At 73.1% G+C, this 23,965-nt stretch carries 25 protein-coding genes; 10 read left to right on the top strand and 15 right to left on the bottom strand.

Going from position 1 to position 23,965, the window contains the following annotated elements:
- Window positions 1–28 precede the first annotated feature (28 nt).
- Window positions 29–442 carry a Fur family transcriptional regulator gene (locus tag ACYVID_RS05655; protein WP_460735267.1) on the bottom strand — a complete coding sequence of 138 codons (414 nt, stop codon included), beginning with the start codon at window positions 440–442 and terminating at the stop codon, window positions 29–31.
- 202 nt (window positions 443–644) lie between these two features.
- Between ACYVID_RS05655 and ACYVID_RS05650 the strand changes: the two genes are divergently transcribed.
- The gene (locus ACYVID_RS05650; protein WP_460735265.1) at window positions 645–992 is read left to right on the top strand and encodes a TraR/DksA family transcriptional regulator; all 348 of its coding nucleotides are present in this window, start codon (window positions 645–647) and stop codon (window positions 990–992) included.
- Between the two features lie 30 nt (window positions 993–1,022).
- Here ACYVID_RS05650 and ACYVID_RS05645 read toward each other — a convergent pair whose 3' ends face one another.
- Window positions 1,023–1,493, bottom strand: coding sequence for a hypothetical protein (locus ACYVID_RS05645; protein WP_300643184.1), 471 nt, complete (start codon window positions 1,491–1,493; stop codon window positions 1,023–1,025).
- A gap of 595 nt (window positions 1,494–2,088) precedes the next feature.
- On the opposite strand from ACYVID_RS05645, the gene ACYVID_RS05640 reads away from it, so the two are divergent.
- The gene (locus ACYVID_RS05640; protein WP_460735263.1) at window positions 2,089–2,688 is read left to right on the top strand and encodes an MBL fold metallo-hydrolase; all 600 of its coding nucleotides are present in this window, start codon (window positions 2,089–2,091) and stop codon (window positions 2,686–2,688) included.
- 37 nt (window positions 2,689–2,725) lie between these two features.
- Here the strand turns inward: ACYVID_RS05640 and ACYVID_RS05635 are convergent, their stop codons facing one another.
- Both ACYVID_RS05635 and ACYVID_RS05630 read right to left on the bottom strand, forming a co-directional pair.
- On the bottom strand, window positions 2,726–3,043 hold the full coding sequence (locus ACYVID_RS05635) for an AzlD domain-containing protein (RefSeq protein WP_460735261.1): 318 nt from the start codon (window positions 3,041–3,043) through the stop codon (window positions 2,726–2,728).
- Window positions 3,040–3,723, bottom strand: coding sequence for an AzlC family ABC transporter permease (locus ACYVID_RS05630; RefSeq protein WP_460735259.1), 684 nt, complete (start codon window positions 3,721–3,723; stop codon window positions 3,040–3,042). Before ACYVID_RS05630 ends, ACYVID_RS05635 begins: the two co-directional genes overlap by 4 nt.
- A gap of 114 nt (window positions 3,724–3,837) precedes the next feature.
- On the opposite strand from ACYVID_RS05630, the gene ACYVID_RS05625 reads away from it, so the two are divergent.
- The 3 genes from ACYVID_RS05625 to ACYVID_RS05615 all read left to right on the top strand — a co-directional run bounded on the left by ACYVID_RS05625 (window position 3,838) and on the right by ACYVID_RS05615 (window position 7,047).
- Window positions 3,838–4,719: a PHP domain-containing protein gene (locus tag ACYVID_RS05625; protein WP_460735257.1), complete on the top strand. Its 882-nt coding sequence runs from the start codon at window positions 3,838–3,840 to the stop codon at window positions 4,717–4,719.
- Window positions 4,720–4,798: 79 nt separating this feature from the next.
- Entirely contained in the window at window positions 4,799–6,373 is a 1,575-nt protein-coding gene (locus tag ACYVID_RS05620) for a DUF222 domain-containing protein (protein ID WP_460735255.1), read from the top strand.
- 20 nt (window positions 6,374–6,393) lie between these two features.
- Window positions 6,394–7,047 (top strand): hypothetical protein, encoded by a 654-nt coding sequence (locus ACYVID_RS05615; RefSeq protein ID WP_460735253.1) that lies wholly within the window; start codon window positions 6,394–6,396, stop codon window positions 7,045–7,047.
- A 15-nt stretch (window positions 7,048–7,062) separates the two neighbouring features.
- On the opposite strand, the gene ACYVID_RS05610 is transcribed toward ACYVID_RS05615, so the two are convergent.
- Window positions 7,063–7,380 carry a hypothetical protein gene (locus ACYVID_RS05610; RefSeq protein WP_460735251.1) on the bottom strand — a complete coding sequence of 106 codons (318 nt, stop codon included), beginning with the start codon at window positions 7,378–7,380 and terminating at the stop codon, window positions 7,063–7,065.
- 118 nt (window positions 7,381–7,498) lie between these two features.
- Between ACYVID_RS05610 and ACYVID_RS05605 the strand changes: the two genes are divergently transcribed.
- Together ACYVID_RS05605 and ACYVID_RS05600 are read left to right on the top strand one after the other, a co-directional pair.
- Complete coding sequence (locus ACYVID_RS05605; protein WP_460735249.1) at window positions 7,499–8,533, top strand: Rieske 2Fe-2S domain-containing protein; 1,035 nt, start codon at window positions 7,499–7,501, stop codon at window positions 8,531–8,533.
- Window positions 8,530–9,633, top strand: coding sequence for an NAD(P)H-dependent amine dehydrogenase family protein (locus tag ACYVID_RS05600; RefSeq protein WP_460735247.1), 1,104 nt, complete (start codon window positions 8,530–8,532; stop codon window positions 9,631–9,633). The genes ACYVID_RS05605 and ACYVID_RS05600 overlap by 4 nt, the downstream gene beginning before the upstream one ends.
- A 21-nt stretch (window positions 9,634–9,654) precedes the next feature.
- Here the strand turns inward: ACYVID_RS05600 and ACYVID_RS05595 are convergent, their stop codons facing one another.
- Genes ACYVID_RS05595 through ACYVID_RS05575 form a run of 5 tightly spaced genes read right to left on the bottom strand, consistent with a single transcriptional unit; the run spans window position 9,655 to window position 13,595 of the window.
- Window positions 9,655–10,698, bottom strand: coding sequence for a phosphotransferase family protein (locus tag ACYVID_RS05595; protein WP_460735245.1), 1,044 nt, complete (start codon window positions 10,696–10,698; stop codon window positions 9,655–9,657).
- Window positions 10,695–11,795 (bottom strand): TIGR03857 family LLM class F420-dependent oxidoreductase, encoded by a 1,101-nt coding sequence (locus tag ACYVID_RS05590; protein ID WP_460735243.1) that lies wholly within the window; start codon window positions 11,793–11,795, stop codon window positions 10,695–10,697. Before ACYVID_RS05590 ends, ACYVID_RS05595 begins: the two co-directional genes overlap by 4 nt.
- Window positions 11,792–12,631 (bottom strand): SDR family oxidoreductase, encoded by an 840-nt coding sequence (locus tag ACYVID_RS05585; protein ID WP_460735241.1) that lies wholly within the window; start codon window positions 12,629–12,631, stop codon window positions 11,792–11,794. Before ACYVID_RS05585 ends, ACYVID_RS05590 begins: the two co-directional genes overlap by 4 nt.
- A complete protein-coding gene (locus ACYVID_RS05580; protein WP_460735239.1) occupies window positions 12,628–13,452 on the bottom strand; it encodes an SDR family NAD(P)-dependent oxidoreductase in 825 nt (274 codons plus the stop codon). The genes ACYVID_RS05585 and ACYVID_RS05580 overlap by 4 nt, the downstream gene beginning before the upstream one ends.
- On the bottom strand, window positions 13,449–13,595 hold the full coding sequence (locus ACYVID_RS05575) for a DUF1059 domain-containing protein (RefSeq protein ID WP_300643156.1): 147 nt from the start codon (window positions 13,593–13,595) through the stop codon (window positions 13,449–13,451). Before ACYVID_RS05575 ends, ACYVID_RS05580 begins: the two co-directional genes overlap by 4 nt.
- A gap of 91 nt (window positions 13,596–13,686) precedes the next feature.
- On the opposite strand from ACYVID_RS05575, the gene ACYVID_RS05570 reads away from it, so the two are divergent.
- The 3 genes from ACYVID_RS05570 to ACYVID_RS05560 are packed head-to-tail and all read left to right on the top strand — an operon-like array spanning window position 13,687 to window position 16,547.
- On the top strand, window positions 13,687–15,009 hold the full coding sequence (locus tag ACYVID_RS05570) for a flavin-containing monooxygenase (RefSeq protein WP_460735236.1): 1,323 nt from the start codon (window positions 13,687–13,689) through the stop codon (window positions 15,007–15,009).
- 15 nt (window positions 15,010–15,024) lie between these two features.
- On the top strand, window positions 15,025–15,642 hold the full coding sequence (locus ACYVID_RS05565; protein ID WP_460735234.1) for a TetR/AcrR family transcriptional regulator: 618 nt from the start codon (window positions 15,025–15,027) through the stop codon (window positions 15,640–15,642).
- Complete coding sequence (locus tag ACYVID_RS05560; protein ID WP_460735232.1) at window positions 15,639–16,547, top strand: alpha/beta hydrolase; 909 nt, start codon at window positions 15,639–15,641, stop codon at window positions 16,545–16,547. Before ACYVID_RS05565 ends, ACYVID_RS05560 begins: the two co-directional genes overlap by 4 nt.
- 4 nt (window positions 16,548–16,551) lie before the next feature.
- Here the strand turns inward: ACYVID_RS05560 and ACYVID_RS05555 are convergent, their stop codons facing one another.
- The 5 genes from ACYVID_RS05555 to ACYVID_RS05535 all read right to left on the bottom strand — a co-directional run bounded on the left by ACYVID_RS05555 (window position 16,552) and on the right by ACYVID_RS05535 (window position 23,953).
- Entirely contained in the window at window positions 16,552–18,270 is a 1,719-nt protein-coding gene (locus ACYVID_RS05555) for an acyl-CoA synthetase (RefSeq protein ID WP_460735230.1), read from the bottom strand.
- Between the two features lie 44 nt (window positions 18,271–18,314).
- On the bottom strand, window positions 18,315–21,239 hold the full coding sequence (locus tag ACYVID_RS05550; RefSeq protein WP_460735228.1) for a SpoIIE family protein phosphatase: 2,925 nt from the start codon (window positions 21,237–21,239) through the stop codon (window positions 18,315–18,317).
- A gap of 126 nt (window positions 21,240–21,365) precedes the next feature.
- Window positions 21,366–21,707 (bottom strand): hypothetical protein, encoded by a 342-nt coding sequence (locus tag ACYVID_RS05545; protein WP_460735226.1) that lies wholly within the window; start codon window positions 21,705–21,707, stop codon window positions 21,366–21,368.
- 95 nt (window positions 21,708–21,802) lie between these two features.
- Window positions 21,803–22,894, bottom strand: a complete 1,092-nt coding sequence (locus ACYVID_RS05540) for a potassium channel family protein (protein ID WP_300643143.1) — start codon at window positions 22,892–22,894, stop codon at window positions 21,803–21,805.
- 21 nt (window positions 22,895–22,915) lie between these two features.
- Window positions 22,916–23,953: a YihY/virulence factor BrkB family protein gene (locus ACYVID_RS05535; RefSeq protein ID WP_460735224.1), complete on the bottom strand. Its 1,038-nt coding sequence runs from the start codon at window positions 23,951–23,953 to the stop codon at window positions 22,916–22,918.
- Window positions 23,954–23,965: the final 12 nt, after the last annotated feature.

Below are 23,965 nucleotides of genomic sequence, written 5' to 3'. Positions count from 1 at the left end.
TTCGAAGGGGTGTGCAGGACGGTTCTGTTCAGGAGCAGGTGGGGCAGGTGCCCCAGTAGACGACCTCGGCCTCGTCGATGGCGTAGCCGTGGTCGTCGGACGCGGTGAGGCACGGGGCCGCGCCGGTGGCGCAGTCGACATCGGCGATCGAGCCGCAGCCGCGGCACACCACGTGATGGTGGTTGTCGCCGACCCGCGCCTCGTAGCGCGCGACCGAGCCGCTGGGCTGGATCCGGCGCAGGAGACCGGCCTCGGTGAGCGCGCGGAGCACGTCGTACACCGCCTGGTGGCTGACCGAGCCCACCTCGGCGCGCACCGCCGCGATCACCGACTCGGTGTCGAGGTGGGGCTGCCTCCCCACGGCCTCCAGCACCGCGAGGCGCGGCCGCGTGACGCGCAGCTGCGCGCCTCGGAGCATGCTCTCGGGGTCCAGGTGGTGCATGACGGCGACCTTGCCACCTTTTCTTGAATCGATCAAGACTTCGTCAGGGTGTGTCCCGCGGTGACCACGGTGGTCGTCCAGGTCGCCCGGCGCACCACCCCGACGGCCCAGTACCCGACGAGGGGGCGGCGCTGTCGGTCGTCTCTGCGAGCATGGACGGGTGGAGGAGGTCGGAGGGAGTGCGGGCGGGTCTCCCCCGCGCATGCCGGAGTCCGTGCGTGCGGCGCTGCTCGAGGAGCGCGCACGGGTGGTGCGGCGACTCGACGGGCTGGCAGCCGACTTCGAGGAGACGGTCGCTGCCTCCCGCGACAGCAACGCCGACGACGAGCACGACCCGGAGGGCCACACCATCGCGTTCGAGCGCTCTCAGGTCACCTCGTTGTCGCGCCGGCTCGAGCAGCACCTGGCCGAGGTCGACGCGGCCCTCGCGCGCCTGGCGGTCGGGACGTACGGCGTGTGCCAGGGCTGCGGCGAGCCGATCGACCCCGCCCGGTTGGAGGCCCGGCCTGCGGCCCGCGAGTGCATCGCGTGCGCCTCACGCAGGCGGTGACGGCCCTCGCTGTCGTACGCCGTCGGTCGGTCAGGCCGAGGCGGTCCACCACAACAGCGCGTTGGACACCGTCGTCCAGACCTTGCCCAGGCAGACGAGGAGCCCGACCGCGGCGGCCGTCCATGCATAGGTGCCGCGCGGGCGGCTCAGCGTCAGGGACGCGATCGCGACGCAGACCAGCGACGACAGCGCGACCCAGCCGGTCACCCCGAAGACCCTCATGAGGGAGGCGGCCGCGACGTTGGCCTCCTCGAAGCGACCGGTCCCCATCATCAGCATCGTCGTGGCGGCGTCGCCCAGGATCCCCACCGCCCACAGCACGAGCAGCAACAGCACGCCCGCACTCGGACGCCGCAGCGCCTCCCCCGACGCCCGCGCCTGGTCCGCCACCTGGCGCGCCGCCAGCACGAGCTCGTCGACGAGACGGCCGCCGGCGTCGAGGAGCGCGCCCGGGACTCCGGCGGTCTGCGCCGGCCGCGCGTCGCTGCTCGGGACTGGCATGGCACCCCCTCGGTGGGCGACCGGCACGACGGGCTCGTGCTGCCTCGGTCCACCCAGTAAGGCACGTCCCCCCAACCCGGGGGCCCGAACCCACCCCCGAGGGCCGGCCTCGGACCACCCCGCAGGGACTCCCACTCCGGCCCCCGGGACGGCAGGCTGGTCCCATGGAGCCCGGACAGGTGGTGGAGACGCTCATCCCGACGGCGGCGGTGAGCTCGCCGCTCTTCCTCGGGGTGCGCCTGGCCCTGGACCTGGCGTACGGGATCTTCCTGATCGCGGGGCTGCGGCGGCGCTCCGCCGTACGCGGGACGAGGCCGAGGTACGCCTGGGCGACGATCCAGCGCGCCGCGTGCTGGCCGGCGCTGGTGTTCATCGTGATGACGACGATGCGCTCGATCTCGCTCACCCAGCCGCTGGCGCTGCTGCTGGTGCCGCTCGCGCTGGCCGGGTGGGCCTACACCTTCCGGCAGATGCGCGCCGACGGCGACGACGACTGGTTCACGCGGGCAGGACGACGCGTGCGCCGGTGGGCCTCCTCGCTCGGCCGCTCCCCCGCGCCGGCCCCGTCCTCCTGCAGGCTGGCTAGGGTCTCGTCATGGGCGACAGCACCGGTGACGCGGCAGGCCTCGCACGCACGGCCCGGCTCGACGTGCTGGTCGAGGGGTACGCGCGGCTCCCCCACGTCGCCGGCACCGTCTGCCTCGTGCGCGACGGGGACAGGGTCATCGTCGTGGACCCCGGCATGGTCGCGGCCCGCGCGCAGATCCTCGACCCGCTGCGCGAGCTCGGCGTGGCGCCCGAGGACGTCACCGACATCGTGGTCAGCCACCACCACCTCGACCACACCGTCAACATCGCGCTCTTCCCCGAGGTGCCGGTGCACGACTTCCGCTGGCTGGTGCAGCGCGACACCGTCGAGATCCGCGAGGCCGACGGCCTCGCACTGACTCCTGGCGTGCGGCTGCTCGAGACGCCAGGCCACACGCCGCAGGACCTCACCACCCTCGTCGGCACGCCCGACGGCGTCGTCGCCCTGACCCACCTGTGGTGGACCGGCGACGGCCCGGCCGACGACCCCTACGCCCCCGACCGCGACCAGCTGCGCGAGCAGCGCGAGCGGGTCCTCGCCGTCGCCGACCTGGTCGTCCCCGGGCACGGCCCGGCGTTCGTGCCGTCGGCATCGACGCCGCGCTGATCCCGCTCGGCACGGCCGGTCGGCGAGCCGGGCTCGGTCACAGCGCCCGGAGCCCGGCGGTCACCAGCACCGCCACCGAGACACAGAGGATGAGCGAGCAGCGCCGCCAGAGCATCACGCCGGCCACGGCGACGCCGACCGTGTGCGCCCCCACCGACCAGGACCGCCCCTCTGCCAGGACCGCGGTGACGACCAGCGCGCTGAGCAGCGCCGGCGCCATGAGGACGATGACGCGCGAGGACCACGGCGGCAGCGTCCGCCCACCGAGGAGCACAGGCCCGGCAGCCTTGATGAGCGCGGTCAGGGCTGCGAGGCCGAGGATCAGCCACCACACCTCTGCGTAGGTCAGCGTCACCCCGACCTCCGCACGACACCGACGAGGGCCACGGCGCTCGCCGCGAGGATCGGCACGCCGGGCGGGGTGACGGGCACCAGCGCCAGCGCGACCAGTGCGCCGGCGAGGGCGACGCGTCGCGAGGTGGGGCCCCGCAGCTCGGCGAACAGCAGCGACAGGAAGAAGACGGGGTAGATCGCGTCGAGGCCGAGCCGCTCGGTGTCACCCAGTGCGTCGCCGAAGACGGCACCGACCACCGAGCCGAGCGTCCACGCGGCGTACTGCGGGACCGTCGTCCCGAAGAGCAGCCACCGGTCGAAGGTCCCGTCGCCGCGGTTGGCCAGCGCCCACGAGGAGTCGACGACCGTCTGTCCCTGGGCAGCGCGCTTGAGCGGGCCTCCGGGCAGCGACGGCGCGAGGGCGATGCCCATGGCCAGGAACCGTGCGTTCATCAGGCTGCCCGCCGTCAGCGCGGCCGGGATGCCACCGCCGACGCCCACGACCGACAGCGCTGCGAACTGCGCCGACCCCGCGAAGACGATCATCGCGGTCACGCTCGCCTGCGCGACGCTGAAGCCGGCCTGGCGCGCCAGCACCCCGAAGGAGACGCTGAGGAAGAACCCCACCACCGCGAACGGAACACCCAGCCGCAGGCCGCGCCGGAAGGAGCCGCGCGCTCCCTCGTCCGCCTGCTCCGTCACCGGCGCAGGTTAGCGCCGCCAGTGGGCCCGGCCCGCATCCCGTCGGTCGAAGCGGAGGTCGACACTAGGCACCCGGCGCGGGGGCTTGCGCTCCCGACCCAGCGACGAGCAAGGATGCCTGCCATGCCTGCCATGCCTCCGTCGGTCCGCACGAAATTCGGACTTCCGGCGGACAGTCACGTTCACAGCGAGTGGTCGTGGGACGCGCCGGACGGTTCGATGGAACGCACCTGCGAACGCGCCGCAGCGCTCGGCTTGCCTTCAGTGACCTTCACCGAGCACGCGGACATGACCGGATGGACGCTGCCCCCGGAGATGCCCGTCCCTGAGGAGTGGCAAGACCGTGTGGACGAGGGCGTGTTCCTGCCGCCACCGTTCGACCTCGAGGGATATGCCCAGCGCCTCGACGAATGCAGAGACCGCTACCCGGGTCTTCGCATCTACTCGGGAATCGAACTGAGCGAGCCGCATTGGCATGTTGATGAGGCGTCGTGGCTTCTGGAGGCAGGGGCGTTCGACCACGTGCTCGCGGGGGTCCACTCCGCTCGCCTCGACACGGGGCCAGGATTCGTCGAGTTCTCCGCGAGATACGCCGACGACGACCCGGGCCAGGCCGTTCGCGACTACCTCATCGAGTCGGCACTCATGATCGAGCACTTCGACGACTTCGAGACACTCGCGCACATCGATTATCCCGTTCGGCAGTGGCCGGCGGACGGCGACGCGTACAGACCCACTGACTTCGAAGACGAGTATCGACACGTCCTTCGGCTCTTGGCCGGCGCCGGCAAGGCGCTCGAGTTCAACACGAAGGTCCCTCTACATCTAGAGGTGCTGAAGTGGTGGCACGAGGAAGGCGGCGACTCGATCACCTTCGCCAGTGACGCTCATGATTCTGCGTCAGTTGCCCGAGGCTTCGCCGACGCCGTCCGACGCGCCGAGGCAGCGGGGTTCAGGCCGGGTCCGGACCCCCTCGGCTGCTGGCGTCGCAGCTGACCACTCGTCAGATCGCTGAAGACCGCTGCGGCAGCGTTGCGCTGAGCTGAATGTCGGTGGTCACGGCTTGGATGGAGTCATGTCCACCACCTCCGTCGTCGCTCCGGGTCCGCCCGCGAGCGAGCTGTGCGAGGAGGAGGTCCTGGTGCGGGCCGGGGCGTGGGCGCGGTTGGCGCAGCGGGCGGGGGCGCAGCTGCTGGTGCTGGCCTACGAGTGGGCGGTGGCGCACCCGGCCGACCGGCTCGACCCGCAGCAAGCAGGCAAGCCCGGACGGGAGCGGGCAACTCTGATCGGGGGGCCGGGGACGCCGGTGGTGACTGAGTTCGCCGCGGCAGAGTTCGGGGCTCGGATCGGTCGCACCACCCATGGCGGGCGGAAGGTGATGGCCGCGGCACTGGACCTGAAGCTGCGGCTGCCGCTGCTGTGGGCGCGGGTGCAGGCGCTGGAGGTGCGTGACTCCTACGCCATCCACGTCGCCGAGCGCACCCGCGACCTGACCGTCGAGCAGGCCGGGTGGGTCGACGCCGAGGTCGTCGAGGCAGCCGACGGCCGGATCCCGTGGACCCACTTCGAGGACCTCGTGGCCGGCAAGGTCGCCGCCGCCGCACCCGAGGTCGCGAAGGAGAAGGAACGCCGCGCCGCGGAGGCCACCTTCGCGCGGGCGTTGAAGCGCCGCGCCGGGGAGGAGACCTCAGGGATGGCGACCTTCATGATCCGCGGCCCCGTGCCGGTCATCGACGCCCTCGACCACGCCGTGACCACCCTGGCCCACCGCCTCCAGGCCCACCTCAGTGACCGCTCGCCCGCGCCGAGCGGACCCGAGGACACCGGTCCCACGATGGACCAGCTCCGCGTCCAGGCCGTCGCGATCCTGGCCGCTGGCCATGCAGGCCAAGCGACCGGGCACGACGACCCGGACGACCGAGGCAGCCACGCGGGCAGTCACGCAGGCAGTGGCGCAACCGGTGGGGAGAGCGTTGGAACGCCCGGTGACGGACCCGGCGCGGACCTCGGGACGCTGGACCTGCGGGACCTGCTGCCGGCGGTGTCGCTGGTCGTCCACGTCTATGGCGGGCCCCGTGAAGTCACCGCCGAGGGCGAGGAGCTCGACCGGATCGCCCGGGTCGAGGGCCACGGCCCCGTGAGCGAGACCTGGCTGCGCGAGGTGCTCGGCCGCTACGCCCGCTTCGACGTCAGACCGGTCCTCCACCCCGAGGGCTTGGCGCCGGTGGAGTCCTACGAGGTGCCCGCCCGCCACCGCCGCGCCGTCCAGCTCCTCGCCCCCACGGAGACCTTCCCCTGGGGCACCACCGCCTCCACCGGGCCCACCGTCCAGCTCGACCACGTCGTCCCCTGGGACCCCGACGGACCACCCGACTCCGATCCACGCCCGCAGACCGGGCTGCACAACCTCGCACCGCTCTCCACGCTCCACCACCGGCTCAAGACCCACGGCGGTTGGCAGAGCGCCATGCCCTGGCCCGGCATCCAGCTCTGGCGCGACCCCCACGGCCAGGTCTACCTCCGCGACACCACCGGCACCCGCCAAGTCACCGAGGCGAGCGCCGCACCCCTCCAGGAGGAGCCCCGGCACCGTGTCATCGCCATCGACTTCTACGAACCGCCCTTCCGGCTCGAGTACGACGCAGCCTGACCGAGCCAAGGGAACCCGTGATGACCGGACCGCGTCCCAGCAGCATGCACCCCCAGCTCCGCCGGATCGCCGCGGCGACCCTGGCCGTACCCCTGCTCGCCGTCGTGGCCGCGTGCGGCGACTCCGAGCCTGGAATCGGCACGGACCCGGGCGGGGGCAGCGGCACTGACCTGGCCCTGCTGGACGAGCGTGGACCCTGCCCCCGCCAGCTGCCCGAACCCACCGACGACCGCGGCTACGGTTTCGGCACCGACTCCGCAGCCGATGACTCACCCGCCCTGCCCGAGGTCGACCGCGCCTGGGTGTGCCGGTACGAGGCCGTCGACCAGCCCGAGCGCAACGAGAACGGGGCGTACTTCCTCTGGGAGCGAGCCACGCGCCCGGCGCTGCTCGCTCCCGATGACCTGCCGCGGCTCGTCGAGCGCGTCGAGGCCCTGACCCCGCCCGCAGGCGACCAGGCGTGCACCGCCGACCTCGGCCCGCGCTACCTGCTGGTCCTCGCGACACCCGAGGACCGGCTGGTGGCCGCCTCCGTGGACGACTACGGCTGCCGCGAGGTCCGGCTCACGGCCGACCCGTGGGGCGGCGCCCCGGGCGAGACGCCGGCCATCGGCGTACCCGAGGGCGTGCTCGTCGGTGGCGAGGACCTGCTCTCGCTGCTGCCCGAGCGCTGAGCACCAGTCGACCGGTCAGAGGTCGAGCGTCCCGACCCAGCGCTTGCCCTCGTCGCCACCCCAGGCGTCCCAGGCCACCCGGCCCGGTGACGGGAACCCCTCGGTCCCCCGCTTGAACCCCTTCGCGTCCTTGTCGACCTCGTGCCGGGCGAAGTAGGCACGCATCTTCTTGGCCTCCTCATCACTGAGGGCTTCGCCGTTCGCCAACTGGTGTGCCCGCCGCCGTCCGGTGTCGGTGAAGTTCTTGCCGGCCTTGCCGTCCTCGATCCACCGGACCGCTCGCTTCCCGACCTTCTGCACGCCCTGCGGCGGCGTGTGCCCCTTCTCAGCCATCGGCTCAGGCTGCGCGCGACCAGGCCAGACGAAACCACCCCGCGGTGTGGCCGGGCGGGCGCCAGCGCAGGGGCGCGACCGTGGCGCACGCCACATAGAACGTGTTCTACTGCGAGTCGTGAAGCCGACGCTCCCGATGAACCCCACCGGCTGGTTCCAGGTCGCCTGGTCCGACGAGGTCCCCGTCGGCCGGGTGCACCGGATGCGCTACTTCGGTCGCGACCTCGTGGTCTGGCGCGGCGCCTCGGGCCGGGTCACCGTGATGGACGCCTACTGCGAGCACCTGGGCGCCCACCTCGGGTACGGCGGCACGGTGGTGGAGGACCGGATCCGCTGCCCCTTCCACGGCTGGGAGTGGAACGAGCAGGGGCGCAACACCTGCATCCCCTACGAGGACCACCCCAACCTCGGCCGCCGGATCAACACGATGCCGGTCGTGGAACGCAACGAGTCGATATACGTCTGGCACGACGTGGACCGCAGGCCACCGCACTTCGACGTGCCCGACGTCTTCACAGGCTTCGCCAGCGACACCGAGGACGGGCAGGCCGAGCGCGGGGCGGAGGCCTACTACCCCGGCTGCGAGCACAACCGGCTGCTCGACACCGGGCTCGAGCTGCACCCGCAGTACGTCCTGGAGAACGGTGTGGACTTCGCCCACTTCAAGTACGTCCACCAGGTGCCGATCGTCCCGCGCTTCACGCGCCAGGAGTTCCAGGACCCGATCTCCTACGTCGACTTCACCATCACCTTCGACCAGCGCGACGCCGGCGGCTCGATCGAGGACATCGACTCCGGGGTCGAGGCGATCAACTGCGGCATCGGCATGTCGGTCACCAAGTCCTGGGGCATGGTCGACAACCGCACCGTCCTGGCCACCACGCCGGTCGACGACGCGACGTGCGACGTGCGGTTCAGCGTGTGGATCGGCCGTCGCGAGTCAGACACGAGCGAGCACTCCGAGCGCGCCGACAAGCACGCCCGCGGCGTCATCGAGCAGGTCGAGGCCGACCTGGTGATCTGGTCGCACCAGAAGTACGCCTCCCCCGCCGCCCTCTCGCGCGGGGAGTACGCCGGGTTCACGGCGCTCCGCACGTGGGCGCAGCAGTTCTACCCCGCCGCCACCCCCTCGACCCCGCAGGAGCAGGCATGAGCCCCACCACCCCGATCCGCCTCTTCCAGGTCGCCACGGGCAACCTCGGCTCGGAGATGATCGGCCGCATCCAGCGCCACCCGGACCTCGAGCTGGTCGGCCTGCACTGCTACACCGCCGACAAGATCGGCCGCGACGCCGGCGAGATCGTCGGCCTCGACCCGGTCGGTGTGCTCGCCACCGGCACCGTGGAGGAGATCCTCGCGGCGCGGCCGGACGTGCTCACCTTCCACGGTGTCTTCCCCGACGAGGACCTCTACGTGGCGGTCCTCGAGGCCGGGATCGACGTCGTCACCACCGCGGACTGGATCACCGGCTTCCACCGCGACGCCAACCACCCGCACCCCAGCGGCCGCAAGGTCAGCGAGGTCATCGAGGAGGCCTGCCAGCGCGGAGGGTCGACGTTCTACGGCACCGGCATGAACCCCGGCGTGAACCAGGTCCTCGGCATCGTCTGCACCTCCGACGTCGCCGACATCACCAATGTCACGACCATCGAGTCCGTCGACGTCTCCTGCCACCACTCCGCCGACACCTGGCGCGAGGTCGGCTACGGCCGCCCGGTCGACGACCCGGCACTGCCCGGCATGCTGCGCAAGTACACCGAGGTCTTCGCCGACTCCGTCCAGCTCCAGGCCGACGCGTTCGGGCTCCAGCTCGACGAGATCCGGTTCGAGCACGAGCTCGGCGCCTGCACCAAGGACGTCGACCTCGGGTGGTACCACCTGCCCGAGGGCTCGCTGGGCGGGTCCTACATCAAGTACGTCGGCGTGGTGGACGGCGTGGCGCGGGTGGAGACCCACCTGGAGTGGCAGATGACGCCCTTCACCAACCCCAGCTGGGACGTCAAGGGCTGCTACGTCACGCAGGTCACCGGTGACCCGCAGGTCTACAACAAGCACATGATCTTCCCCGGCCCCGGGAACGACCTGTCCCGCCCGGAGGACTTCGCCAGCCTGGCCATGACGGTCACCGGCATGCCGGCACTGCACGCGGTCCGCGCCGTCCACGAGGCCCGCCCCGGCATCGTCACCAGCGCCGACCTGCCGCTGCGCGCCTTCGCCGGCCGGTTCGCCCCCGAGGTCCGCCAGCGGGCCTGACGGCCCACCGCCAGGGCCCGGTCACACCAGGTCCAGCGTCCCCAGGTCCCGGATCGCGGCGGCCGAGCGCCGCACCATCGCGGCGAACATCCGGTCCCCGCGTGGGGTGCGGGCGCCGTACGCGCAGCCGAAGGTGGCCACCAGCGGGACCTGCAGCTGACCGAACCGGTAGTCCTCCCAGCAGGTCCCCAGGTCGTAGTCCTCGACCCCGAGCCCGACCAGCCGCCTGTGGTAGGCCGCGACGACGTCGCGCTCCACCTCCCGGCGCACGTCGGGCTCCAGCGAGGTCGCGACGAGGTAGGCCAGGTCGCGCGCCGGCAGCGCCAGCGAGAGGGTCTGCCAGTCGAGCGCGGCCACCTCACCGGGCCCTCCACCGGGCGTGAACATGAGGTTGTCGAGGCGGTAGTCGCCGTGCACGAGGCCGAAACGCTCGGGGCGTCCCAGCAGCCACGACCGGGTGAGCGGCACGCAGTCGCGCAGCGTCGCCACCGTCTCGGCGTCGAGCAGGTCGCCGAGGCCCTCGACGAACAGGTCGAGCGTCGAGGGGTACATCTCCTCGAGCAGGGCGACGCTGTCCTCGTCGTTGAGGGTGAGCCCGGGCAGCTCCAGCAGCGAGGGATCGCACCAGCGCGGGCCGTGCAGGCCGGCGAGGTTGACCGCGGCGTCGAGCACCTGGGCCGGGGTCGCACCCTCGACCTGGTCACCCTGGACCAGCGGAGCGAGGTCCTCCAGCAGCAGCACGAACCAGCCGGTGCCGGGCTCGATCCGCGCGCCGTGCACCTCCGGGACGCGGCACGACAGCGTGGGGGCGATGCGGTCGTAGAACATCAGCTCCATGGCGTACGCCCCGGCCAGCAGCTCGCGGGACCCGGGGTCGGGCAGCTTGAGCAGCAGGCTTGCGGGCAGCTCTCGCGCGCCGGTCGGCCGCAGCCGGTAGCAGGTGCCGATCTGGCCGGTGCCGACCTGGGTGACCTCGACGTCGTCCACCCGGAGCCCGAGCAGGTCGGAGAGCCAGGCAGGCGTGACGTCCTCGCGGGCGGAGACCGCCCAGCCGGGCGCGCTCACGCCGTCCACCCCGGGTTGGCGGGCAACACGTCGAGCCCGTCGGGGCGCACCTGCGCCCACGCGTCGAGCACCGGCGCCAGCTCGGTCGGCGTCGCGCCGTGGAGGACGACCGAGTCCGCGCCGGCGTCGAGCTGGTCCCGGACCCGGGCGGCGCACTGGGCGGCCGAGCCGGTCGCCGAGGCGGCGAGCCACTCCGCCGGGAGCAGCCGGTCGGCGAGCTGCTGAAGGTCTTCGGTGGTCCCGATCGCGTCGAAGGCGCCGCCGTACCCGGTGACGAAGGGGTCGGTGCGGAACCGCTCGAGCACCGCGGGGTCCCACCCGTTGGCCTGCACGAGCACCTGCCCGTAGCCCTGGAGGTACGTCGCCAGCCGCCCGACCAGCTTGCGCAGGCGGGCCTCCTCGGGGATCGAGTCCTCGACCGTCGCCAGCACCGACCAGACCCGCACCGAGGCGGGGTCGCGGCCCGCGCGCTCGGCGGACCCGCGCACGACCCGCACCATCCGGGCCAGCGACTCGTCGGTGAGGAAGGTGTGCAGGACTACGCCGTCGGCCACTCGGCCGGCGAGCTCCAGGGACCGGTCGCCGATGGCCATCATCAGCACCGGGATCCGCTCATCGAAGGAGCTGTCCTGGTTGAGGTAGGGGTAGGTGCCCGCCGGACCCTCGTGGCCCACGACCGCCTCGCCGCGCCAGAGCCGGCGGTAGATGCCGATGGCGTCCTCCATCTGCGCGCCGGTGATCCGCGGCAGCCCCATCAGGTCGAAGAGCACGTCGAAGCCGCGGCCCAGGCCCAGGGCGTAGCGACCGCCGCTCATCCGGTGTGCGGTCGCGGCCATCGTGGCGGTGACCAGGGGGTGACGGGTGACGTGGTTGGTCGCCGCGGTGGCGATGCCGATCCGCTCGGTCACCCCCGCGACCGCGCCGGCCATGACCCCGGCGTCCTTGACGTTGAAGCGCTCGGAGAGGAACAGCGAGCCGAGGCCGATCTCCTCGGCCAGCCGGGCCTCCGCGACGACGTCGCGCGGGGAGTCGGTGTGGCCGGCCAGGCCGTAGCCGGCCAGCTCGGGGAACCAGCGGGTGGCGCCGGGGCCGCTCACGACATGGCCTCCATCTGCTGCCGGACGAAGCGGGCCGTCAGGCGCCGGGTCAGGCCGGGGGCGAACCGCCCGACGGCGTACGTGATCTTGGAGCGGGCGGGAGCGATGACCAGCGCGTCGTCGCGCTGCACGCCGCGCAGCACCGCGCGCGCGAGGTCGTCGGGGTCGAGCGGACGGCTCATCCCCTGGCCGGTGAGGTAGAACCGGCGACCGTCGAAGCCGCCCTGGCCCCCGGTGTCCAGCAGCCGGGTCTCGACCGCGGACGGGCAGACCGCCGTGACCCCGACGCCGTGGTGGACGGCCTCGCTGCGCAGGCTCAGGCTGAGCCCGACGACCGCGTGCTTGGTCATGCAGTAGCTCGTGATCAGCCCCGACGGCATCAGCCCGCCCATCGAGGCGGTGTTGACGATGTGGCCGCTGCGCTGCCGCACCATGACCGGGTACGCCGCTGCGACACCGTGCGCGACACCGCGGATGTTGATGTCGATGATCGTGTCCCACTGCGCGACGCTGAGGTCCTCGGTCCGCGAGCCCCAGCTGATGCCCGCGTTGTTCACCATCAGGTCGAGCCGGCCGTGCGCGGCGACCACGTCGTCGACCGCAGCCTGCACCGCGGCCGCGTCGGTCACGTCGAGGTGTCGGGCCGTCGCCAGACCGTCCGGGCAGCTCGCGGCGACCGCCTCGGCGCCGGGGAGGTCGACGTCGCCGACGACGACCGTGGCCCCAGCGGCTGTCAGCGCCCGGCACAGCGCCGCCCCGATCCCCGAGGCGCCCCCGGTGACGATCGCGTGCTGCCCCGCGAACCCCTCCACGCCACTTCCCGCCGGTGCGCTCATCCCTCGAGCCCCGCGCGCATCCGGTCCACGTGCCCGAGCAGGTCCGGGTAGCGCATCGTGTGCGCCCCGCCGTTGAGGTCCATGACCTCGCCGGTCATCCACGCGGACTCCTCCGAGACCAGCCACGACACCGCGGCCGCGACCTCCTCGGGCGTGCCCGGGCGACCGAGCGGGGTGTTGGCGACGTAGTCGTCGCGGACCCCCGGGATGTCCATCGCCGGGGCGGTCAGCGGGGTGACGACCAGCCCCGGGGAGACGGCGTTGACGCGGATGCCGGCAGGTCCGAGCTCGAGCGCGGCGACCTCGGTGAGCATCGCGAGCCCGGCCTTGGCGGCGCAGTAGGCGCCCATCCCGCCGCCGGGCTGCCGGGCGTTGAGCGAGGTCAGGCTGACCACCGCTCCCCCGCGCACGACGTGCCGGGCGGCCTGCTGGAGGACCAGGAACCCGCCGGTCAGGTTGACGTCGACCACTGAACGGAACTCCGCGACCGGCAGGTCTCGGACCGTGCCGAGCGTGCTCGTGCCGGCGCTGTTGACCACCGCCCACAGCTCGCCGTCGCCGATGGCCGGGTCCTCGAACAGCGCCGCGACCGAGGCCTCGTCGGTGACCTCCACGCCGCGCGCCTCGTGGGCGCCGCCGGCGCCGGGCACGGGCGGCAGCGCCGCGGCCACCGCACGGGCCGCCTCGGCGTCCCGGTCGGCCACGACGACGGCGTACCCGTCGGTGGCGAGGCGGTGCGCGACCGCCGCCCCGATGCCGGAGGCACCGCCGACGACGATCGCCCGCCGCGGACCGGCTGGGGTCTCCCCGGTGGCGCTCACGTGGCGATGAAGAGGATCTCGTCCCGGCCGTAGCTCATGCCGGGGTGCTCGGCGGCGAGGTGCGCCTGGGTCTGCTCCACGAGGGTGTCCTCGTCCTCGGCCTTGATGACGGTGCCGCACGGGCAGCTGACTCGGGTCTTCATGGCCTCCACCTCGGTTCGTTGACGCGTGTCAAAACAGGTTCTAGTGTGCGCTGCGTCACCCCGTCAAGGTGCGGGGTCGAGAGGAGCAGACGTGCGGACAGCGATCATCGGCGCGGGCATCAGCGGCCTGACCGCCGGCAAGATGCTCGGTGACTACGGCGTGGACTACACCTGCTACGAGTCCTCGGACCGGATCGGCGGCAACTGGGCCTTCGGCAACCCCAACGGCCACTCCAGCGCCTACCGCTCGCTGCACATCGACACCTCCAAGCACCGGCTGTCCTTCAAGGACTTCCCGATGCCCGAGGAGTACCCCGACTTCCCGCACCACACCCAGATCAAGGCCTACCTCGACTCCTACGCCGAGGCCTTCGGGCTGCTCGAGCGGATCCGCTTCCAGAACGGGGTGGAGAGGGCGACCCCGCTACCTGGCGGTGGGTGGAGCCTGCGGCTGCAGGACGGCAGCACCGACGTGGTCGAGCTCCTCGTCGTGGCCAATGGGCACCACTGGGACCCCCGGACGGCCGAGTTCCCCGGCGAGTTCACCGGCGAGTCGATCCACTCCCACCACTACATCGACCCCGAGACGCCCCTGCACCTCAAGGGCAAGCGGATCCTGGTGGTCGGCCTGGGCAACTCCGCGGCCGACATCTCCGTGGAGCTCTCCAGCCGCTCGCTGGAGAACACCGTCTACCTCTCGACCCGCTCCAGCGCCTGGATCGTGCCGAAGTACGCCTACGGCCTGCCCGCCGACAAGTACTACGTCACCAGCCCGCACCTGCCCCTGAAGTGGCAGCGCTGGATGGTGCAGAAGATGCAGTTCATGACCGGGTCCAACCCCGAGCTCTACGGCCTGCCCAAGCCCAACCACAAGTTCTTCGAGGCCCACCCGACCCAGTCGGTCGAGCTGCCGCTGCGCCTGGGCTCCGGCGACATCACGCCGAAGGGCAACGTCGCGCGCCTCGACGGCGAGACCGTGCACTTCGAGGACGGCACCAGCGCCGACTTCGACGTGATCGTCTACGCCACGGGCTACAACATCACCTTCCCGTTCTTCGACCCCGAGGTCATCTCCGCCCCCGGCAACCACATCCGGCTCTTCAAGCGGATGTTCCTGCCCGACCGCCGCGACACGGTCTTCATCGGCTTCGCCCAGGCCACCCCGACCCTCTTCCCCTTCGTCGAGGCCCAGGCGCGCCTGCTGGCGGCGTACGCCGTCGGGGCCTACGCCCCACCGAGCGCGGCCGAGATGGAGCGGGTCATCGACGAGGACAACGCGAGGTACATGGGCCACGTCCTGGACCGCCCCCGGCACACCCAGCAGCTGGACTACTTCGTCTACGAGCACGACCTGCGGGCCAAGGAGATCCCGGCAGGTCTCGCGCGTGCCCGCTCGCTGGCCGGTGCGCGGTGACGGCGGGGTGAGGGGGTGGTGAAGGTCCGCGACCAGCGCCGCGCGGCCCTGCTGGAGTCGCTCGGCGAGCTGCTGCAGGAGTCGGACCTGGACTCCATCAACATCGCCGACATCTCCCGGCGCGCGGGCGTGACCCGCTCGGCGTTCTACTTCTACTTCGAGTCCAAGCACCTGGCGGTCGCCGCCCTCATGGAGCAGGTGTACGACGGGGCGATGCTCGCCACCGAGCGCTTCGCCGACCCGGACCTCTCGCCGGCGGAGCGCGTGCACGGCATGGTCACCACGCTCTTCGACACCGCCGAGGAGCACACCCACCTCTTCCGCGCCATGCTCGACGCCCGGGGCCAGAGCCCGGCCGTGCGGGAGATGTGGGACTCCGACCGCCAGTCCTTCGTGGGCCTGGTGGCCGACCTGGTGCGCACCGAGCGCGCCGCCGGCCGGGCGCCCGACGGACCCGACCCGGACGCCCTGGCCGCGATGCTCCTGGAGCTCAACGACCGCGCCCTGGAGCGCCTCACGCTCGGCGCCCTGGACCGCGACGCCCTCACCGAGGCCGTCGTGTCGATCTGGGTGCGCTCGATCTTCGCCACTGACCCGGCCACTGACCCGGCCACTGACCTGGAGACCGCATGAGCACGACCCCGTCGACCAAGCACGACGAGCTGACCTTCGACTCCCACGGCACCACCTGCGCCGCGTGGCACTGGACCGGGGTCGGCTCCGCCCTGGAGACCGACGCCGGTCGTCCGGTGGTGGTGATGGCGCACGGCCTGGCCGGCACCGTCGACTCCGGCCTCGAGCCGTTCGCCGCGACGCTCGCCGGCGCCGGCATGGACGTGCTGGCCTTCGACTACCGCGGCTTCGGCGCCTCCGGCGGCACCCGCCGCCAGCGGGTCCGGGTCGCCGACCAGGTCGAGGACTACCGCGCCGCCGTGGCTGCCGCCCAGCGGCTTCCCGGCGTCGACGCCTCCCGGGTCGTGCTGTGGGGTGTCTCCCTCTCCGGCGGGCACGTCCTCCAGGTCGCCGTCGGCCGCGACGACGTCGCCGCAGTCGTGTCGCTCACGCCCTTGGTGGACGGGCTCGCCGCCGCCCGGCTCGCGATGGGCCAGCACAAGCCCTCGACCCTGCTGCGCTCGAGCATCTCGGGCGTGCGCAGCCGCGCGACCGGGGGCGGCCTCACCATGCCGGTCGTCGCACGGCCCGGCGAGGTCGGCGCCCTCACGCTCGAGGGCTGCCTGGAGGACTACCTCTCCATCGCCGGACCCACCTGGCGCAACGAGGTCGACGCCGACGTCGCCCTCGAGCTCGGCACGCGGGCCCCGATGAAGGCCGCCAAGCAGCTGCGCGTCCCGACGCTGGTGCAGATCGCCGACTTCGACCGCAGCGCTCCCCCGCAGGCCGCGGCCAAGGCCGCGTTCAAGGCGCGCGCCGAGGTCCGGCACTACCCCTGCGACCACTTCGACGTCTGGCCGGGCAAGGCGTGGTTCGACGCCGCCTCCGCCCACCAGGTGGCGTTCCTGACCCGCGTCCTGGGGTGAGGCGTCAGGCTCCCGGCAGCGCCTCGGCCTGCTCCTTGGCCCACCGGTAGTCCGCCTTGCCGCTGGGCGAGCGGACGACGTGGTCGACGCGCAGGATCGCCTTGGGCAGCTTGTAGCGGGCGACGTGCTCGGAGGCGGTGGCGAGCAAGTCCTCGTCGGACACCGGTGAGGACACCGAGACGATCGCGACCGGCTCGCTGCCCCACCGCTCGGAGGGGCGGCCCACGACGATGACGTCGCGCACCGCCGGGTGCGCGCCGACGGCCCGCTCGACCTCCTCGGCGAAGATCTTCTCCCCGCCGGAGTTGATGGTGACGCCGTCGCGACCCAGCAGCCGGATCCGGCCGTCGGGCAGCATCTCGGCCCGGTCGCCGGGCACCGAGAAGCGCTCGCCGGCGATCGTCGGGAAGGTCCGCGCGGTCTTCTCCGCATCCCCGAGGTAGCCCAGCGGCACCCGTCCGCGCTGGGCGAGCCAGCCGCCGCCCGACCCCTGCTCCTCCCCCGGGACGACGACGCGTGACAGGTCCTCGGAGACGACCGTCGTGGTCGGGACCGGCGTGAAGGTCGCGGCCTCGGCCTCCATGCCCTTGAGGCTCATCGAGCTCATCTGCAGCCCGGTCTCCGACGACCCGGCCGCGTCCATGACGAGGATGTGCGGCAGCAGCTCCATCAGCCGCGACCGGACCGTCGGCGACAGCGGGGCCGCCCCGTTGTTGACCGCGGCGAGACCGGACAGGTCGTAGGAGCGGGCCTCCAGCTCTGCGACGAGCGGGCGCACCATGGCGTCGCCCACCACCGGCAGGCTCACGCACCCCTCGCGCACGACCGTCTCCAGCACCGCGCGCGGGTCGAAGGTGCGCGGGTCCGGCGGCAGCACGATCTTCCCGCCGCTCGTGATCATGTGGAAGGTCGACCACTGCGCCGCGCCGTGCATGAACGGCAGCGCCATGAGCAGCGTCATCCCGCCCGCGGCGTTGCGGGCGTTCTCGGCGATCGCCTCGTAGGAGGTGTACGGCTCGGTGGTCCCGAACGGGGTGCCGCCCATCGAGGTGACGTACATGTCGTCCTGGCGCCACAGCACGCCCTTGGGCATCCCCGTCGTGCCGCCGGTGTAGACGACGTACAGGTCGTCGCCGGTCGGCCGCGACAGCTCGACGCCCGCGGCCTCGCCGTCGCGACCCGAGGCAAGGGCGTCCGCCCACCACACCGCGCCGGGCAGGAGTGCCTCGCCGGAGTCGTCGGGCACCTGGACGAGGTGGTCGAGGGTCGGCACCAGGTCGCGCACCTGGGCGACCTGCGGGGCGAAGCAGGAGTGGTAGACCAGCGCCCGCGTGCCGGCATCGACCAGGACGTAGACGAGCTCCTCGGCGACGTAGCGGTAGTTGACGTTCACCGGCACGGCGCGGGCGCGGTAGGAGGCGATCATCGCCTCGAGGTACTCCGGCCCGTTGTGGAGGTAGAGGCCGACGTGGTCCTGCCCCGACTCGTGGCCGGCCAGCGCCTGGCGCTCGGTGTGGCAGCCCAGGCCGCGCCCGGCCAGGAACCGGGCCAGCGCGTCGACGTCGGCGTCGACCGCGCCGTACGTCAGCCGCAGGTCACCGGCGACCAGGAGCTCCTGCTCCGGCACCGTCGTGGCCACCGTGCGGAAGACCGAGGAGAGGTCGAAGCCGTGGACCTGCTCAGGCAGGGCGGAGGAGGACGTCGAGGGGGCGGCACCGGGCATTGGAACACGTTATAGATCGTGTGCGGCGCGTCACAAGCAGGTGCTCAGGCCTCGAGCGCCCACTCGCCTGCGACCCACGCCCGCGGCGGACGTCCCGCCGCTTGGCGGGCGACCTCGGCGCAGAGCCAGGACCCCACGAGGTCGCCGGTCGGGCGCTCAGAGGCCAGCATCCGACCGGCCCCCGCCGCCTCCCGCGCGCTGCACAGGGCGCGGTCCAGCTCGTCCATGCTCTGCACCGACCGCGCCGAGAGCTGCAGCAGCACGTCGGCGACCGCATCCGGCTCGTCGGGGCGGGCCTCGGGCACGACCTCCCGCAGCTGGTCCAGCGCGTCGCTGGCCGCCGCGTGCCGCTCCATCGCCCCCGGGTCCTCCTCGAGCGTCAGGAGCAGGTGCTCGCGCAGCAACCCGGCGGCCTGCTCCTGCCACGCCCAGTGCGCGGCGAGGGGTACGCCGAGGAGCGCGACGTGCACGGTGCGCACCTCCTCGGGCGCGACGTCGGTGTCGTCGGTCGACGCGGCTCCGGGCGGGCGGCCCACCTCGAACCAGACCGTCTTGCCGTCCCGGTGGCGGGCGACGTCCCAGCGGTCGACGCTGGCGTCGACGAGCCGCAGCCCCCGCCCGGTGGCGGCGGTCACGGAGTGCCGCCGCGGCACGGGCGAGTGCGCGGACCCGTCGCGCACCTCCACCCGCACCCCGGTCTGGCAGGCGGTGACGCAGACCCGGATGTCGGTGCCGGCGTGGACCAGGGCGTTGGTCGCGAGCTCGGAGACCGCCAGGATCGCGGCGTCGCGGCACTCGGGCGCCAGGCCGTCGGCGTGGGCGTCGATCTCCTGCGCGACGAGGCGACGGGCCGCCGAGACGCTCGTGGGGTGGGCCGGCAGGACGGCACGCAGCCCCTCCGCCGGGGAGCCGGGGCCGCTGGCCGCCGGCTGCTCGCCGGCGACCAGCGGCCGCACGGCCACGAGCGCCACGTCGTCCTCGCGGCGCTCCGGGACCATGCGCTCCACGACCTCGTCGCAGAGCAGGGTCAGGTCGGTGCGCGGGCCACCACCGCGGCCGGGTCCGGCGACCAGCAAGCCGAGCTCCTCGCGCAGCCGCTCGAGCCCGACGTCGAGGTGCTCGCCGCGTCGCTCGACCAGGCCGTCGGTGTAGAGCAGCAGCGTGGCGCCCGGCGCCAGGTCGAGGACCCCCTCGGCCCGGGGGGAGTCGGCGTCCCACCCGAGCAGCAGGTCGGACTCGTGCGCGTCGAGCAGGGTCGTCGTGCCGTCACCGTCGACCAGGACGGGCGGCGGGTGGCCGGCCGTGGACCAGCGCGCTCGCACCGGCGTGCCCGGCTCGACCACCGGGTCGAGGCGGACCACCAGCACCGTCGCCGTGGTCTCCACGCCCAGCGAGCGCAGCACGCGGTCCGTCGCCCGCAGCACCTCGGCCGGGCCGCCGCCGTCGTGCACGGCCACGGCCCGCAGCAGGCTGCGGACCTGGCCCATCGCAGCGGCCGCCGCGGCGTCGTGACCCACGACGTCGCCGACCACCAGGACGGTGCCCCCGTCGTCCTGGACGAACGCGTCGTACCAGTCCCCGCCGACCTGGGCGGCCTGGGCCGCGGCGGCGTACCGCACCGCCACCTGCAGCCCGGGCGGCGAGGGCGGGTCGGTGAGCAGGCTGCGCTGCAGGCCCTCGGCCAGGTCGCGCTGCTCGGCGAAGAGGCGCGCGTTGTCGAGGGCGAGTCCGGCCCGGACGGCCAGGTCGCCCAGCGTCAGCAGGTCGTCCTCGTCGAAGGTCCCGGCGCGCCGCACCACGGTCACGAGCCCGACCAACCGGTCACGTCCGCGCAGCGCGAGCACGGCGACGGACGTGTCCGCAGGGAGCTCCTCCGGCAGCGGCACCGGCAGGGACTCCGCGTCCTCCGCAGCCAGCACCAGGGGGCGGTCGGTGGCGATCAGCGGCGTCATCGCCTCCCCGCCCACGAGACGGGGTCCCGAGAGATCGGCGCGCGCCGCACCGGCTCCCCACTGGCCGACGTCGCGCAGCACGGCGTACCTCGTCTCCGAGATCCGCTCCTCGACCAGGGTCGCCGCGACCCAGTCGCCGAGGTCCGGCACGAGCGCGGTGCCCAGACGGCGCAACGCCTCCGCCCCGTCCAGGGTCCCGACGAGCTGCTGGGTCACGCCGTCGACCAGTGCCCCGCGCGCAGCCACCCGGGCTATCCGCTCCTGGGTGCGGTAGCGCTCGGTGACCTCGTTGAAGTAGACCGCGAGCCCGTCGGGGCTGGGCCAGGCCCGCACCTCGTACCAACCGTCGAGCGGAGCCGGGTAGTAGGCGTCGAAGCTGACCGGCTCGCCGCTCGCAACCGCTCCGCGGTAGCTGGTCTCGAAGATCGAGCCCACGGTGGCGGGGAAGGCCTCCCACACGACCCGGCCGACGAGCTGGTCACCGTCGGCGCCGAGCAGCCGCTCGGCCTCGTTGTTGAGGTAGGCGAAGCGCCACTGGGGGTCGAGCTGGTAGAAGGCGCTCGGCATCGCCTCGAGCACCCGCGCCACCCGGGCATCGGTGTCCCGCGCGTCGGTCGTGTCGAACGCCGCACCGACGACCCGGGCGGCCTTCCCGTCGGCACCCGCGAGCGCCCGCCCACGGGCAGCCACCCAGCGCAGCCCCTCAGGACCGAGGACGCGGTACTCCGCGGCGTACTCCCCGCACGTCTCGACCGCGCGCTCCAGGGCGGCGGCCACCCGCGGCACGTCGTCGGGGTGCACGAGGGCGTTGAAGGCCTCGATCGTGCCGGCCCACGACTCGCGGGAGACACCGAAGACCCGCAGCAGCCGGTCGTCCCACCGCAGCTCGCGGGTGGCCAGGTCCCAGTCCCAGGCGCCGACCCCGGCGGCGTCGACGGCCAGCCCCCACGCCACCTGCTCGATGTCGAGGTCGGGCAGCCTGAGCGGCACGTCCACGGGGACGAGCGAGTCCGTCACGTCGTCCCCCCTCACGTCCACGGTCGGGACATGATGCACCGCGCCAGGGCCGCCGCGACCCACCCTCCAGGACCGACCCCCGCCCCGGGGCCGGGTGGTCGAGACCGGTCGCGCGGGCGGGGCCGCTCAGACGGGGGCGAGCAGCTCGGCGGGCAGCCACTCCTGCACCAGCCCCCACGAGCCGGTGCGCACCCGGGCGGCGTAGACGACCAGCCCCTCCCACCGGCGGTCGCGCTGGCGCCACTCCAGCAGCAGGCCGGGCCGCTTCTCCCCGTCGCCGTCCACGGCGTCGGCGACCCAGCAGTGCCGCGCGGGACAGACCGGACCGGGCAGGGACCCGGGCCTCACCCCGGGACGGACGCCGGGGCGCTGCTCGAGGCCGGACGAGTCCCCGGTCGGGGGCCGGCCCGGCGTGCCGCCGACGCGCACGCGGTCGCGCAGGGGGATGCCGCTCCCCTGCCTCGCCATGCCGCCCGCCACCGGGTCATCGTGCCACAGGTTCGAACACCTGTTCGATGCCGGCCGGAGGTGGACCGGACCGGATCCGACCGGGAGCAGGGCCCTCAGTCGTCGTCGGCGATCTCCTCACCGTGCGTGCCGGGCCGCGGGGCCCAGGGCAGCTCGCGCGAGGGCCGCACCACGATCAGCCGGTCCCCACGCGCCAGCTGGGTCACGACCGGGTCGAAGTAGCGGTAGACCTTCTCGTCGCGCACGACCGCGATCACCTGGTCGGGCAGGCGCTGCGGCTGCTGGCCCACCTCGGAGAGCAGCAGGTCGCGCTCGGCCACCTCCAGACCGTCGCCGTAGGTGAGCAGGTCCTCCATCACCGACCCCAGGGACGGCGAGACGGTGGAGAGGCCCAGCAGGCGACCGACCGCGTCGGAGGAGGTGATGACCGAGTCCGCGCCGGACTGGCGCATGAGCGGGGCGTTCTCCTGCTCGCGGACCGCGGCCACGATCCAGGCGTCCGGGTTGAGCTGGCGCACGGTGAGGGTCGCGAGCACGTTGGAGTCGTCGCGGTCCGTGGTGATGATGACCTGCTCGGCGTCCGCGACCCCTGCACGCCGCAGCACCTCGCGGCGGGTGGCGTCGCCGGTGATCACGGCCAGCCCGTCGGCGTGGGCGTCCTCGAGCGCCACCGGGCTGGGGTCGACGATGACGACGTCCTCGCGGCGGGTCCCGTTGTTGACCAGGGTGTCCACCGCGCTGCGGCCCTTGGTGCCGTAGCCGATGACGACGACGTGCTTGCCCATGCGCTTCCTCCAGCGTGCGACCCGGAACATCTCCCGGCCCTGGGAGGCCAGCACCTCCAGGGTGGTGCCGATCAGCAGCACCAGGAAGGCGATGCGGGCCGGGGTGACGACGAAGGCGTTGATCATCCGTGCGTGCGGCTCGACCGGAGCGATGTCGCCGTAGCCGGTCGTGCTCAGCGTGACGGTCGTGTAGTAGATCGCGTCCCCGAGGCTGACGTAGCCGGTCGGGTCGTTGTTGTCGCGGTAGGCCGCCCGGTCGAACCAGACCAGCAGCACCGTGCCGACGAGGATCGACAGCGCCAGCAGGACCCGGCGTCCCAGCTCCCACCACGGCGAGCGGACCCGCTCGGGCAGGGAGACCAGGCCGGGACCCCGCAGCGGGGCCGGCTCGGATCCGCTCACGTGCTCACCACGGGGCAGAACCTACTCCTGACCGGCCGCGGTCCCCGGCTCCGGCACGGCCTCGGTCGTGGTCGCGGGCGCGGGGGCGGGTCCACCGGCCCGCTCCCGCCCGCCCAGCAGCGGCAGCCCCAGGGCCCGACGGGCCCGGGCCCGGGTGGTCGCGGCCTGGGGGTAGACGTGGTCGAAGGCGGCGTTGACCGCGGCCCCGATCAGCACCGCGATCGCGACCAGGTAGAGCCACAGCAGCACCGCGATCGGTGCGGCCAGCGGACCGTAGATCGAGCGCGAGTCGGCGGCGGTCACGGTCAGCACCCAGCGCAGGGCGTAGGAGCCCAGCACCCAGGCCACGAGCGAGAAGGTGGCCCCCGGGAGGTTGAAGGACCAGTTCGTCCGCACCGGCACCGACACGTGGTAGAGCGTGGCCAGGAAGCAGATGCACAGCACCACCACGACCGGCCAGTAGAAGGTCATGAGGAAGTCGGCGCGGTTGGGCAGCAGCTGGCGGACCATCGTGGGCCCGGCCACGACCAGGGGCAGCGTGACGACGCCGGTGATGATCGCCATGACGTAGAGCACGAAGGACAGCGCCCGGGTGCGGACGATCGAGCGCTCCCCGCCCAGGCCGTGCATCACGGTGATGGTGTCGACGAAGACGTTGAGCGCCCGGGAGCCCGACCAGAGCGCCAGCACGAAGCCGAGGGAGACCACGTCGAAGCGCCCGGCCTCCAGCACGTCGGTGACGGTCGGCTCGATGACGTTGTCGACCGCGCGGTCGGTGAGGGCCTGGCGCGAGAGGTCGATGATCGCGGCCCGGACGTCCTCGACCTGCGCGGGGGTGAACTGGTCGGCGACGTACCCGATGCCGCCGGCGAGCGCGAAGAGCAGCGGCGGCACGGAGACCACCGCGAAGAAGGCCGCCTCGGCAGCCAGACCGGTGACGCGGTAGCGCAGGCACGAGGCCACGGTGGTCACCAGCAGCCGCCAGGCCTGGTGGCCCGCGCGCCGTGCGGTGGCCCTGAGACGGTCGGCCGGGACGGCACGACCCGGGACCGACGGCATGGACCTACGGTA

Source organism: Nocardioides ginkgobilobae (genome assembly GCF_054781275.1).
The sequence above is the reverse complement of the archived record's forward strand: the minus strand, read 5'-3'. Positions and strand labels throughout refer to the sequence as shown.